Below are 12,523 nucleotides of genomic sequence, written 5' to 3' on the forward strand. Positions count from 1 at the left end.
TTCGCGCGTCCCGGGTTCTCGTAATGATAGAGGTCTAAGGTTGCATGCTGGGAGTTGTGGCTAACAGATCGACGAACTGGATCGTCGCCAGCCCGGAAGTCGGCCCGGTGAGGAAGGGAGGGCGCTCGGCCAGTACGCCTGAGCTACGCTCAAGTCGGTTCCACGCGCCTCGGCGGTGCAGTCCACGAAATCCCCACGCGTTCCCCACCACAAGGTGACGAAGTGGCTTCAAGCTCCATAAGAGGCTCTTCACAATCGAGGGTGTAGCCGCGGCCTGAATCCGCCGGTCTCGAGCAGCGATCGTGCGATGTAGTGGGTGAGGTTCCGGAAGCCAAGGGCGCTGCCGCGGAGGTGTTCCAGCCGGCCATTCAGCCTTCGGTAGGCCCATTCGAGGTGCCCCGACTTGGCTCATTTAGTGTCGCCTGCGCGCTTGGTGGATCGCGTCCAGCCAGGCTTGGGCGTCGTCGGGTAGGGGGTTCTCGGCGGTGACGATGGTGTCGCCGGCTTGGATGTCGATTGTGCGGTGGCGACGCAGCGTCTTGACGAGGGCCTTGATGCTGGCGCCGGTGGTGCTCTCGAGCCATCGGGCGACGGCGAGGGCGGCGAACACGATGGTGAGGTGGGCTTCGATCGAGTCCTTCAGGTGGTGGTAGACCGGCCGGGCCTTCAGGTCCGACTTGGACATCCGGAAGGACTTCTCGACCTGCCACAGCTGGTGGTAGGCCCCGATCACGTACTCCGGGGTCGGGGTGGCCAGGTTGGTGATGTAGCCGTTCCAGCCTGCCAGGGTGCGGGCCTTGGCCTCCAGTTCGGGTCGCGGTGAAGTCGCGTTGCACCAGGTCGGGCGGCCGCGGCGCGGAGGAGTCCGACGTGGTGGTGACGAACTTCCTGCCCCTGACAACGCCCTGCATGCCGCGGGCCCGCGTCAGGCGGGGCACCTGACACCGCGGTGCCTCGACGCCGTCCCGCTTGAGCAAGTGCCACATCTTGCGGTAGCCGCGACCCCCGCGACCCTTGGTCTTGTCGGCCTGCAGTGCCTCGATCCGTTCCCACACATAGGCGTCCGACAAGGCCCGCTTCGATGGTGTGCGGGCCTTGAAGGCGTAGTAGCCCGACGGGGCGACCTGCACACCGTGCCCGCTGAGCACACGGCAGATCGGCTCGACCCCGAACCGGACCCGGTAGTCGTCGATGAACCCGACTACCACGGCAAACGCGGGTCGAGCTCCCGCGCGAAGAAACTCGACGCCGCCAACAAGATCTCGTTCGCCCGCTTCAACTCGCGGACCTCCCGCTCAAGTTCCTTGATCCGCTTCCCATCCTCGGTGGTCGTGCCGGGACGCTTACCCGCGTCGATGTCGGCCTGCTTCACCCACCCGCGCAGGGTGTCGGGATTCACGCCGATCCTGGCGCCGATCCGCGTCACCGCCGCGGTGACCGACAACTCCGGCTCCTCCTGGCGCGCCTGTTGCACCAGACGAATGGCGCGGTCCCGCAACTCTTGGGGGTACTTCCTCGGTGCTGGCATGGTCTGACCCTGCATCCTTCCGTTGAATCAGACCCTCCACCTGAGCCTCGTTCCGCCGGAGCGCATTTGTAGGTCACCCGCTGGAACGCACCCGGCGCGGCGTGTGGAAGCTCCTTTGTGGCGGGGTCAGCGCGGGGCTCCGAGTGTGACCGGGGTCCACAGCCGGTCGATGGGCATGACGTGGAGACGGTCGGCGTAGGTGTAGGAGCGGGTTCCGGTGGTGAGGATGATCCCGGCGGCGAACCGTGGTCCGAGGGCGGCGCGGAGTTGACCGAGACCGCGGAAGTCGCCGCCTGGGGCCCGTTCGCTGGCTTTGACCTCGATCGCAACGACGGTGCCGTCGTCGTACTCGATGACCACGTCGACTTCTGCGCCGTCACTGGTCCTCCAGTGGCCCAGAGTCACGGGCTCGTCGAGCCAGGAAGCCTGCTTGCGGATCTCCCCGACGACGAAGGTCTCCAGCAGGTGCCCGAAGTCGGTGAGTGATGCCGGGTCGAGTCGGGTGAGCTTGTCGGGCGTGAGCCGCAGCAGCCGGGCAGCCAGCCCGGAGTCGACAACATGGACCTTGGGTTTCACACTGACCCGTGAGCGCAGGGTCTTGCCCCACGCCGGCAGCCGAACCACGAGGAAGAGGTCCTCGAGTAGCCGAAGGTGACCCTCCACGGTGGCGCGACTGACGCCGAGCCTCTCCGCAGCAGCAGAGACGTTCAGCAGTTGCCCCGTCTGTGCCGCAATCAGACCCAGCAGGTCGGTCATTGCCTGTCGTTCCCGGATGCGTCCCAGTTCCAGAGCATCCCGCTCGACCGATGCCCGCACGAAGTCATCGAACCATCGTGCTCGGGCCGCGCCGGAACGTCGTAGGGCCAGGGGTAGCCCTCCGGCGCAGACACGCTCCACGTAATCCTGGCGCGTGGTCGTTGAGGACGGGATCCGGCCGACCACACCCGCGGGGTCGACAGGCAACACCTCCAGGAGGTTCTCGCTCACCCGAGCGATCTCACCTTGGGACAGCGGCCAGATGGTCAGGGAGTGCAACCGTCCCGTGAGGGCCTGCGCCGTGACGGGCAGGGCGTCCTGCCGGGTCGATCCCGTGATCACGGCGGTTCCGGGCAGGCTGCCCTCGCGGTTCAGCCTCGCTTTGAGCGCGTCCAAGATGTCGGGCACCCTCTGGTACTCGTCGAAACACACCGGCGCCGCACCACCGACGACCGAGGCCAGATTCCCCACGACCGCCTCGCGCACCTCGACGTCGTCCAGGTCGAGAACCGTTCCCCCCACATCGGCAGCGAACCTGCGCAGCACTGTCGACTTCCCAACCGATCGCGGGCCGTGCAGAGCGATCACCGGCTCCTCCGCGACCAGCCCCGTCAGAAGTAGACCCACCCTTCGTGGGACCAGCGAGTCGAGGACCATGAGCTCAACCTAGCAGACGTGACGCTGTGTACTACGCAAACGCGAACAGCCAAACCTAGCAAACATGAACGCTCTTGGTGTGCCATCTTGAGCGTGGCAAGAGGGCAGGGCGGAGGACCCGGTGGTGTCCGGAGCTGTCCACCGGCTGCAGTCGGCACCCGTAATGCGGGGTGACTGGCTTGTCTGGGCCTGTGATGGGAGGCCGCGATGCAGTTCGAGAAGTGCCACTGCAGACTCTTCGGTCGCGGTCACCCTGCCCGACCACGTGAAGGAGATTGATGCCCTGCGCGCCTTCCGGCTGCTGCGGCTGGTTGACTCCTTCGGCCAGTTCGGACGGACCGGGCGCGGGGGAGCGCGGAACGCAGCGGACGTTGCCGATGAGACCGAGCACCTGGGCCCGCACGCCACGTCACTTGGTGGCCGGAGCGCGACCTGGGTGTCGTCGGTCGCAGGCGGCGAGGCTGCGGGGGCTCCCACGCTCGCGGCCCTTTCCCTCGACGTGCTGGCAGTGCTGCAGTGAACCGTGAGGCTCTCGGCGGTGGTCCGTGGGTGCGAGCCGAATATGCTGAGGGGCAGCCCTGGACGCGAGATCCGCGCGGGTCTCAGGTGCAGAGCTATTCCCCACGTATTCCCCACAGCAAGGTGTCGCAATGTCGATCGACGGTCATCAGACCTTGTCAGGGGGCCATTATCGGTTGATAGAAGAAAGCTTCAACTCCTCTCTCGCGCACAAAAAGTTCCCCTGACTACGGGTTATACAGTGAAAAGGCGGGAGGCAAGAACCTCTCGCCTTTTCACTGTCCCGGTAGTGTGACGTGCGGCTGGCAAGGGCGAATGCTCGGATGGCCCGGGTCCTGAGCGGTGCTATGGGTGGGGGGTTGGTTCCCCACGTGGGGGCCTGTTCCCCACGTATTCCCCACGGCGGGATGGCGCTGAGTTGCTTGGCCAAGTGTGGTTGCCTGTTGGGGGTTGTCTTGGCGGCCGGGAGGTGTGCGCATCAGGTCGGGTCAGGCTCTGCTGGGTCTGGTTGGGCGGTTTTCGTTCGCGACTGTCGTCGCCCAGCCGGGCAGAAAGCACTACTTTGCCGCAGGGTGCGCGAGGGCAGCCTTTCGGCTTCGGTACCCGACTCTGCCGCCATCCGTCGAGGGTGACGGGGCTCGGCCAGCCGTGAGGATGGGTCCCGTGCGGTGGTGGAGGGGAGACGATGCTGGGCTCATGGTGCTGTCGCGGAAGTGGGCGGCTGACGTGGAGGCCATCGTGGCTCGTCGGCACGATCAGGGCGATGATCTGTGGACCACGCCGGACCGGAGACTGACACAAGGGAGGGCCGTTCTCGACCTTGGGTGCTGCACGGCTGCTCGTGGAACTCGGTGTCGACCCAGCTGAGCCGATCCTGGTCGAGGCACGCGAGCTGATCTGGAGTGCTTGGCGCGAGGACGGTCGATTCAGGCTCGCTCCGACCGGGGCCATCTACCCCTGCCAGACCGCCCACGCCGCCTGCACGCTCGCCCATCTGGGCTGCGGGGGCGATCCCCGGCTCGCGGTGACCTTCCAGCACCTGCTGGCGACCCAGTTCGACGGTGGCGGGTGGAGGTGCAACAAGTTCAGCTACGGCCGGGGTCCGGAAAGCGAGTTCGCCAACCCGGGTCCCACCCTCATTGCCCTGGATGCCTTCCGGTTCACGGACCGGGCCAACAGCAGTCCGGAACTCGACCGGGCGGTCGAGTTCCTGCTCCGCCACTGGGTCACCCGCGTGCCCTTGGGTCCGTGCCACTACGGCATCGGCACGTTGTTCCTCCAGGTGGAGTATCCGTTCGCCGGCTACAACCTGTTCTACTGGCTGCACGTGTTGTCCCACTACGACCGGGTGGCGTCCGATCCCCGGTTCGCGGAGGCACTCGCGGTGTTGGAGGCGGATTTGGTGGACGGTCAGATCGTCCCGGAACGGGTCAACCGAGAGTTGTCCGGGCTCCAGTTCTGCAAGCGGGGCCAGCCGAGCGCGCTCGGGACCGAGCGCTACCGCGAGATCCTCGCCAACGTGGCCGGTCGCCTTCCCACATAGGTCCAGCCAACGCGCGCTTCTGCCGACGCGCGAGCTGCGGCCGGGCAGGCGCCCCCGGGTTGTCTGGGCTGCTCCATGCTGTCGCAGGGACGGGAGGCGTTGAGTGCCGCGGTGTGCCTTGTGGGGTTCGTCAATCGAGCAGCGGAATGTCGAGGTCGTAGGCCAGGACGATTGCCCGGGCGAGCTCGGTCTCTTGTGCGGAGGTCAGAAACCAGATGGTGCGGCCGAGAAGCGTGCTGGGAACGGTGACGACGTTGTCCAGTGAGATTACGCCGTCGTGATCGAGGCCGTTGGTCCGTCCGAGGGGAACCTCGCTGGAGAGGCCCTTGATGGTGGCGGTGATCGGCGCGATCGTCACCTTCGTCATGGCCGCTCGTGCGGCTTCGCGGGTCAGGACGACCGCGGGCCGTGTCTTGTCCAAGCGCACCAAGCAGATCTCGCGCACCGGTCAGTCCTCGAGCGTCGCCTGGGCGACCGACCACGCGACCAGGTCGTCCAGGTCGTCCGAGGGGCCCTGCTCGCGAAGGATGGCGGCGTCCTGCTCGGCGACTTGGCGGCGCATCTCGCGCTCGACGGCATGGGCCACCAATGCAGCTCGGCTGGGGGCGTTGCCGGCGGCTACGGACTTGTCGAGGAAGGCCACCATGTCGTCGGGTAGACGGATCGCGATCTGCACGGTCATGCAACGAGCATGCCAACCTGAATCCCACTTCGGTATGCTCGCTCATGCCGCGCACACACCACGCGGCCGCTCAAGGCATCCTCAACTGCACCCCGCGCGTGTCAAACCGGAATGCTTGACCGCCCCGAGTCAGTCAGTGCCAGCTCGCAAGCTGGGCGGCGGCGTCGGGGTGGTCCGTCGTTCCTGACGCGAGCGCGATCACCAGGTCGTAGGCGTCGTCATCGGGTGCCTCCAAGATGACATCGTTGAGGCCGTAGAACACGACCACAGCAAGCCATCCGAGTCGCTTGTCCCCATCCACCAGCGCGTGGTTCCGCACCACCGACTCGAGCAGAACCGCGGCCTTGGCGTCCAGATCGGGGTAGGCGTCACGGCCGAACACCGTCACGTGCGGTCGGTGAACAGCTGAGTCGAGCAGCCCGATGTCCCGGATTGGCCCCACGCCGAGATCGGCGACGAGCGCCAGAACGTCCTCCAGTGTGAGGTACTCGATCACTGGCCGAGGCGGTCGAGCAGGTCTGCGTAGCGATCGCGGGCTGCCGCGGACAGGCGACGGGCCTTGTCCTCGCGGACGTGGCGGGCGGCGGCCTCGCGAATTGCGCGCACCGTCGCCTCCTGCTTGCTCACGCCCTCAGCCTCGGCGAGGAGGGCAAGGGCTTTCTCGTCTTCGGGCCCCAGTCGCAACGTCATGGCCATGGCCACATGCTACCACCTTGGTATCAACCGCTCCTGCCGCCGGGACGCCGGCTCGACTCGCGGCGTCCCTGCCCCTTCCGTCGGAATCCACGGCGTGGTTGGCTTTGTCCACCGTGCTCCGGGTGGGCCAGCCCGCCCTGGGCTCCCGCCGAGCGAAGAGGCACATCATGAGCGTGCTGGAGGAACACCGTCGTTCCGTCCTCGCCGAGGCCGCCGCGGACCTCGGGCCGGATTCTCGGGTCACGGCCGAGTTCTTCGACCTGTACTACCGCCATGTCCTCACCGAGGACCTCGTGCAGCGCCAACCCGAGGACCTCCGCGGGATCGTGCTGAGCCACCGGGCGCTGGCGCAGCAGCGGCGGCCCGGGGAGACACTGGTGCGGTCGTTCACGCCCACCGTGGAGACGCACGGCTGGGTGACGGGCAACACCGTGGTGCAGGTGGTCAGCGACGACCGTCCGTTCATCGTCGACTCCCTCACCGAGGCCATCGGGCGCCAGGACCAGGAGATCCGACTCCTGGTGCACCCCCGGCTCCGGGTGGCCCGGGAGCCGGACGGGGCCATGACGGGGCTGGACGCCGAGGGCGTCGCGGAGTCCTGGGTACACCTCGAGGTCGGACGCCTCGCCGACCAGCAAGCTGCCGATCGGCTCGTCGCCCTGCTGCAGGGCGTGCTCGCCGACGTGGCGGCCGCGGTGGGCCGACTGGCAGGCGATGACCGACCGGGTCGCCGAGATCGCGAGCGCGCTGTCCCAGGGGCCGGAGCTGGTGTCGGGCCAGGAGCGACGGGAGACCGCGGCCCTTCTCGAGTGGCTGCTCGACGACCACTTCATCTTCCTCGGCTACCGCCGCTACACGTTCACCGACGCCCCGGCCGGCGGCCTGCTGGAGCAGGTCCCCGGCAGCGGGTTGGGACTGCTGCGCAAGGAGGGCGGGCACGCGCGCCGGCGCCTCCACCAACGCCTGTCCGGGCAGGTGCGCCACCTTCGGGCCCGCGCGACGGCGTCCGGGACGAGGCCCGCGCGGGTGGCGTCCCCGAGCCCGAGGGGTGAGGCGTCGAACGAGGCGGCGAGCCGGTCGCAGGCGCGGGCGATGCCCGCGTAGCCGGTGCAGCGGCAGAGGCTCCCGGCGGCGGCGTCCCGCGGGGGCGTGCCGGCGAGCAGGCCGCGGTCCCGCAGCCAAGTCAGGAGGTTGGTGCAGCCGGCGCCTCGACGGTCGCGTCGTTCAAGACGAGGAGGGATATGGGACCTCCGTGCACTCACCCGACGGTGAAGTTACGGGAGTCCCGATCCGGCGGGCGGTTCGACTCCCCGCCCGAGGGGTCGGAATCGTGCACCTCCAGCACGTACGAGCCCGGTGGGAGCGTGAGCGTGAGCTCCCACGGAGCGAATACCTGGCCCTCGCTGGTGTTGACGAAACCCTCCTGGACCTTCGCGCCGTCCATGCGCATCACCACCCAGGGCAGCGTCGCCTCGAACACGTTGGCCTCCCCGGACAGCCGCACGGGTGATGTCACGGTCTCCCCTTCGCCGGGGGAGTCGATGCCCACGAGCAGTCGCACCTCGAGCGGGTCCTCGCGGGCGATGGGCTCGTCCCAGGACAGGTGACCCCAGGACGCCGGCTCGCCCTCGATCGTCGCCAGCACGGACGCCGAGGGATCGACCGACTCCGTGACGGTCCAGACCAGCTGTTGCACCATGGCGGCCTCCCCGGAGGCCCCCACGTTTGCGTCCCGCGCCTCGCCCGACAGGTCGACAGCGATCACGCCGTCGCGCTGGTCGACGCCCAGGACGCGGGTGTCCTTCGGCCACGAACTGCTGTAGTCGGGGTCGTCCGGCCCGGCGATCATGGCCTCGACCGCGCTCCGGGCGTCGGACGCCCCGGCACGCGGCTCGCGGGTCAGGCGGAAGCCTCGTGTGGTGTCGACCACGAAGTAGACCAGACCCGACGGTGCCTCCGACGTCGGTGTGGCGGTCGGGGCCGTGGGGGATGGCGTGGCGGGTGCCGGGGAGACCGTGGGTTCGACGGACGCCCCCGGCGAGGCGCTGGTGGACGGTGCCGGCGTGGGGCCGACGGCGGGCGAGCATCCCGTCAGGAGCGCCAGGATTACCACGACGACAGGCCAGCGGCGGTGCATGACGTGCCTCCTCACAGGGCGATGCTCCACTACACCGCCGGGGCACAGGGCGCGTTCGCCGGCCCGTGATTTCCCTCCTCGCCCGAGCGGCTCGACCGGTGGGTGCGTAGACGCTCCGTCGTCGGGTAGGGGGTCAGCATGAGCGATCTCAACGCGACGCGCGAAGCAGCAGCCAGCAAGGTCAGCAAGGCCGGAGGGTTCCCCGAGCAGGAGCAGCAACCGCCCGGCTCCACCACCGCGATGAACCCCGTCCCCGACCACGGGGAGGACACGTGGGTGGGCCGCGACCGACTCGTCGGCCTGAAGGCCCTCATCACCGGAGGTGACTCGGGCATCGGCCGAGCGGTCGCGATCGCCTTCGCCCGTGAGGGGTGCGACGTGGCCCTCAGCTACCTGTCCGAGGAGCAGTCCGACGCCGAGGACGTGGCGCGCCTGGTCGAGGAGGCGGGGCGCCGGTGCGTCCTGCTGCCGGGCGACCTGCAGGACGAGTCCACCTGCCGACAGGTGGTCGACGAGGCGGCCGAGCAGCTGGGCGGCCTGGACGTGCTCGTGAACAATGCCGGTCTCCAGTGGGGACGCCGCAACAGCGGGCTGGCGGACCTGGAGACCGAGGAGATGGACCGGGTGTTCCGCACGAACCTGTACGGCCTGTTCTGGGTGACCCAACAGGCACTCGAGCACCTGGGCGAGGGGGCGAGCATCATCAACGTGAGCTCGATCCAGGCTTACGACCCCTCCACCGCCCTCATCGACTACGCCGCGACCAAGGCGGCGATCAACAACTTCACCGTCAACCTCGCTGCCGAGGTCGGCCCGAAGGGCATCCGGGTCAACGCCGTCGCCCCGGGGCCTATCTGGACACCGCTCCAGCCGGCGACCAAGAAGGGGGAGAGCATGCCGAAGTTCGGCGAGGACACGCCCCTGGGCCGGGCCGGGCAGCCGTCCGAACTGGCGGGCGCGTTCGTCTACCTCGCCTCGCCGGCCGAGGCGTCGTACGTGTCCGGGACGGTCCTGGGTGTCACGGGCGGCAAGCCGGTCTTCTGACCTACCCACGGGGGCCGTGGCGTCGATGACGCCACGGCCCCCGCACGTCCGGGTCCGGGTTTGCGCGTCGCGGTGTGGGGGTAGACGCTGCTCATGAGAGCCGTCACCTGGCAGGGGCCGCGCCGCGTCGAGACCCAGGACGTCCCCGACCCTTCACTCGCCGAAGACACCGACGCCATCGTGCAGGTCAGCGCGACTGCGATCTGCGGGTCCGACCTGCACCTGTACGAGGTGCTCGCGCCCTACCTGACACGCGGTGACATCCTGGGCCACGAGGCCATGGGGACGGTCGTCGAGGCGGAGGGCGCGGTGACACGGGTGCGTCCGGGCGACTGCGTTGTCATCCCCTTCAACATCGCCTGCGGCGCCTGCTGGATGTGCGCGCGGGGGCTTCAGTCGCAGTGCGAGGTGACCCGGGTCCGAGCGCAGGGCAAGGGAGCCGCGCTGTTCGGCTACACCTCCCTGTACGGGGGTGTGCCCGGAGGCCAGGCCGAGTACGTGCGGGTGCCGCACGCCGACTACGGGCTGATCCCCGTGCCACAGGGGGGCCCGGACGAGCGCTGGATGTACCTCTCCGACATCCTCCCGACGGCGTGGCAGGCGGCGCGCTACGCCGACGTCACGCCGGGCGACACGGTGGCTGTCGTCGGGCTCGGGCCGGTGGGTCACCTGGCCGCCCGCTGCGCGTTGCGGCAGGGCGCCGAACGGGTCATCGGGGTCGACCTGGTGCCGGAGCGCCTCCAGCGGGCCCGCGAGGCGGGCATCGAGGTGGTCGGCGACACGGACGACACCCCCGCAGCGGTGCTCGAGCTGACCGGCGGGCGCGGCGCGGACCGCGTCATCGAGGCCGTCGGCATGGAGGCACACGGCGACCCCGTGGTGGCGGGGGTGCTCGGGGTAGTGTCGCGCCTGCCCAAGCCGGTCTCGGTACCGCTGGCTGAGAACGCGGCGGTGGATCGCCTGTCCGCCCTCCGGGCCGCGTTCGGCTCGGTCCGCCGCGGTGGGACGGTGTCGATCGCGGGCGTCTACGGCGGGGCGGTGGACCCGATCAACATGATGCAACTCTTCGACAAGCAGCTCACGCTGCGCATGGGCCAGGCCAACGTCCGCCGCTGGAGCGACGAACTGCTGCAGATGATCGAGGCGGACGCCGACGACTTCGACACCGAGCACCTCGCCACCCACCGGCTGCCCCCTTGACGAGTCGGCCCAGGGCTACGACATGTTCCAGCGCAGGACGTCGCGCTGACCGGAGAGATCCCCACGGGACGGGCCGGCGGGGGCGTGCCTCAGGCCCCGGCCTCCCCCCGCACGCCGGTGGACCGCGGCTGACCCGCGTCAGGCGCGTCCGGTCAGCAGGCTCCGGTTCAGCTGGCGGGCGGCGTCCGGGATGTCGTCGGGCAGCGAGGTCGCCCCCCGGACGAGGGCGCCCGACGTACCCCCCACCCACACCGTGACGGACGACTCGGCCATGGCGTCCACCACGAGGGTGGCGGCCGCGGCGTCCGCGGGGGAGTACACCCCCAGCACGACCGCCCGCGCACGCTGGCCGCGCGCCGTCGTCACCCAGTCCTCCGTGGGCAGGTCCGCGCCCAGGTAGAGCACGTTCGGCCCGAGCCGGCGCAGGCAGGTGGCGAACGCCAGGAGGGCCAGCTGGTGGCGTGCCCCGGCGGGCAGCCCGACGAGGACGGTCGGTCCGCGGGATTCCCCGGACGCGTTGCGGAAGGCGGCCGCCACGACGGCCATCAGCCCTTCGGAGGCGAAGTGTTCCTGCGCCACCGTCAGTCGGCCGGACTCCCACGCCTCCCCGAGCAGCCGCAGTTGTGGGAGGAGCCACCTCGTGACGACCTCCTCGAAGGGCGCCGCGCCGAACGCCGCGTCGATCGTCTCGCGCAGCGCAGCGGGGTCGAGGGACGCCGCGGCCGCGACGAGGTCGGGGGTGCCGGCGTCCAGCGGGGCCGCCCGCGCGGGCTCGGGCGGCCGGTAGTCGGCCAGGCTCGCGGCGGCCTGGGCCGGCCGCATCCCGCCCCGGACGCGCGCGGCCATCTCGCGGAGCATCGCGATCTGCGCGGCGTCGTACAGCCGGTAGCCGCCCTCGGTGCGCCGCGGCGCGATGATGCCGTACCGCCGCTCCCAGGCACGCAGTGTCGTGCTGGGGATACCGGTGAGGGCCTCCGCCTGGCTGACCGTGTACAAGAGCTCCTCCCTTCGCGCGAGGTGACGCGCAGAGATCATACAAACATTGGACAATATGTCTTGCGCAGGTGGGCCCTCCCGGCTACCGTTTCGGACACACCTTCGACAAACATTGGACGGATACATGTCGATCCATGCCAACCTTCCTCGCTACGAGGTAACCGCTTCACCCGTCGGCGACGACGTCGTCCTGCTCGACGAGCAGGGGCACCCGGTGGGGCGCGCAGACCGCCTGCGCGTGCACACGGACGCCACGCCGCTCCACCTCGCCTTCTCCACCTACCTGTTCAACGCCCGCGGGGAGGTGCTCGTGACCCGGCGCGCGCTCGGCAAGACGACCTGGCCGGGCGTCTGGACGAACTCGGCGTGCGGCCACCCGCGCCCCGGCGAGGACATCGAGGACGCCGCCCGGCGCCGGATCCGCGAGGAGCTGGGTCTGGTGGTGGGGCCGCTCATCCCGGTGCTGCCCGACTTCCGCTACCGGGCCACGGACGCCTCGGGCATCGTCGAGAACGAGATGTGCCCCGTGTTCGCCGGGTTCGTCGCCGATGAGGACCCGCGTCCGGACCCGGCTGAGGTGGCCGACTGGGCCTGGGTGCCCTGGGAGGGCCTGGCCACCGCCATCGCCGCGACACCCCGGGTGTACAGCCCCTGGGCGGCCCTCCAGGTGCCGCAGCTGGTGGCGGCGCTGGCGTCCGGCGTGACACCCGGGCGCCAGCCGGGGCCCGACCCGGACGCGGTGCGCCGCGACGTCGACGCGCTGCT

Annotated in this window: 13 protein-coding genes, 4 pseudogenes and 1 other annotated feature; of the genes and pseudogenes, 7 read left to right on the forward strand and 10 right to left on the reverse strand. The window is 69.6% G+C overall.

Going from position 1 to position 12,523, the window contains the following annotated elements:
• Positions 1-249: 249 nt before the first annotated feature.
• The 4 genes and pseudogenes from J4N02_RS03510 to J4N02_RS03525 all read right to left on the reverse strand — a co-directional run.
• Positions 250-398 (reverse strand): annotated as a pseudogene (locus tag J4N02_RS03510) (transposase); the annotation flags it as partial.
• A 14-nt stretch (positions 399-412) separates the two neighbouring features.
• Positions 413-808 (reverse strand): annotated as a pseudogene (locus tag J4N02_RS03515) (IS1634 family transposase); the annotation flags it as partial.
• Between the two features lie 307 nt (positions 809-1,115).
• Positions 1,116-1,243: a sequence feature (AL1L pseudoknot), on the reverse strand.
• The gene (locus J4N02_RS03520; protein ID WP_188334165.1) at positions 1,202-1,528 is read right to left on the reverse strand and encodes a transposase; all 327 of its coding nucleotides are present in this window, start codon (positions 1,526-1,528) and stop codon (positions 1,202-1,204) included. It overlaps the preceding feature by 42 nt.
• A 126-nt stretch (positions 1,529-1,654) precedes the next feature.
• Positions 1,655-2,941: an ATP-binding protein gene (locus J4N02_RS03525; RefSeq protein ID WP_188334164.1), complete on the reverse strand. Its 1,287-nt coding sequence runs from the start codon at positions 2,939-2,941 to the stop codon at positions 1,655-1,657.
• Between the two features lie 265 nt (positions 2,942-3,206).
• On the opposite strand from J4N02_RS03525, the gene J4N02_RS03530 reads away from it, so the two are divergent.
• Together J4N02_RS03530 and J4N02_RS03535 are read left to right on the forward strand one after the other, a co-directional pair.
• On the forward strand, positions 3,207-3,461 hold the full coding sequence (locus J4N02_RS03530) for a hypothetical protein (RefSeq protein WP_188334163.1): 255 nt from the start codon (positions 3,207-3,209) through the stop codon (positions 3,459-3,461).
• 819 nt (positions 3,462-4,280) lie between these two features.
• Positions 4,281-5,003, forward strand: a complete 723-nt coding sequence (locus tag J4N02_RS03535) for a hypothetical protein (protein ID WP_208091110.1) — start codon at positions 4,281-4,283, stop codon at positions 5,001-5,003.
• A 130-nt stretch (positions 5,004-5,133) separates the two neighbouring features.
• Here J4N02_RS03535 and J4N02_RS03540 read toward each other — a convergent pair whose 3' ends face one another.
• From J4N02_RS03540 to J4N02_RS03555, 4 genes are all read right to left on the reverse strand, one after another.
• A complete protein-coding gene (locus tag J4N02_RS03540; protein ID WP_182818420.1) occupies positions 5,134-5,448 on the reverse strand; it encodes a type II toxin-antitoxin system PemK/MazF family toxin in 315 nt (104 codons plus the stop codon).
• A gap of 3 nt (positions 5,449-5,451) precedes the next feature.
• On the reverse strand, positions 5,452-5,685 hold the full coding sequence (locus tag J4N02_RS03545) for a ribbon-helix-helix domain-containing protein (RefSeq protein WP_182818421.1): 234 nt from the start codon (positions 5,683-5,685) through the stop codon (positions 5,452-5,454).
• A gap of 133 nt (positions 5,686-5,818) precedes the next feature.
• Positions 5,819-6,181, reverse strand: coding sequence for a type II toxin-antitoxin system death-on-curing family toxin (locus tag J4N02_RS03550; RefSeq protein ID WP_182818423.1), 363 nt, complete (start codon positions 6,179-6,181; stop codon positions 5,819-5,821).
• Entirely contained in the window at positions 6,178-6,381 is a 204-nt protein-coding gene (locus J4N02_RS03555) for a CopG family transcriptional regulator (protein ID WP_182818424.1), read from the reverse strand. Before J4N02_RS03555 ends, J4N02_RS03550 begins: the two co-directional genes overlap by 4 nt.
• A gap of 167 nt (positions 6,382-6,548) precedes the next feature.
• Here J4N02_RS03555 and J4N02_RS17335 point away from each other — a divergent pair.
• Together J4N02_RS17335 and J4N02_RS17035 are read left to right on the forward strand one after the other, a co-directional pair.
• Positions 6,549-7,025 (forward strand): annotated as a pseudogene (locus J4N02_RS17335) (hypothetical protein); the annotation flags it as partial.
• Between the two features lie 70 nt (positions 7,026-7,095).
• Positions 7,096-7,485, forward strand: a complete 390-nt coding sequence (locus J4N02_RS17035) for an NAD-glutamate dehydrogenase domain-containing protein (protein WP_188334162.1) — start codon at positions 7,096-7,098, stop codon at positions 7,483-7,485.
• A 154-nt stretch (positions 7,486-7,639) separates the two neighbouring features.
• On the opposite strand, the gene J4N02_RS03570 is transcribed toward J4N02_RS17035, so the two are convergent.
• Positions 7,640-8,518: a GerMN domain-containing protein gene (locus J4N02_RS03570; RefSeq protein WP_182818426.1), complete on the reverse strand. Its 879-nt coding sequence runs from the start codon at positions 8,516-8,518 to the stop codon at positions 7,640-7,642.
• Positions 8,519-8,656: 138 nt separating this feature from the next.
• On the opposite strand from J4N02_RS03570, the gene J4N02_RS03575 reads away from it, so the two are divergent.
• Both J4N02_RS03575 and J4N02_RS03580 read left to right on the forward strand, forming a co-directional pair.
• Positions 8,657-9,562, forward strand: coding sequence for an SDR family oxidoreductase (locus J4N02_RS03575; protein ID WP_188334161.1), 906 nt, complete (start codon positions 8,657-8,659; stop codon positions 9,560-9,562).
• 93 nt (positions 9,563-9,655) lie between these two features.
• Entirely contained in the window at positions 9,656-10,762 is a 1,107-nt protein-coding gene (locus tag J4N02_RS03580) for an alcohol dehydrogenase catalytic domain-containing protein (protein ID WP_223202576.1), read from the forward strand.
• A 138-nt stretch (positions 10,763-10,900) separates the two neighbouring features.
• On the opposite strand, the gene J4N02_RS03585 is transcribed toward J4N02_RS03580, so the two are convergent.
• Positions 10,901-11,797 carry a MerR family transcriptional regulator gene (locus J4N02_RS03585; RefSeq protein ID WP_188334160.1) on the reverse strand — a complete coding sequence of 299 codons (897 nt, stop codon included), beginning with the start codon at positions 11,795-11,797 and terminating at the stop codon, positions 10,901-10,903.
• A gap of 85 nt (positions 11,798-11,882) precedes the next feature.
• On the opposite strand from J4N02_RS03585, the pseudogene idi reads away from it, so the two are divergent.
• Positions 11,883-12,428 (forward strand): annotated as a pseudogene (gene idi / locus J4N02_RS17150) (isopentenyl-diphosphate Delta-isomerase); the annotation flags it as partial.
• Positions 12,429-12,523 lie beyond the last annotated feature (95 nt).

Source organism: Propioniciclava sp. MC1595 (assembly GCF_017569205.1).
Taxonomy (GTDB): domain Bacteria; phylum Actinomycetota; class Actinomycetes; order Propionibacteriales; family Propionibacteriaceae; genus Propioniciclava.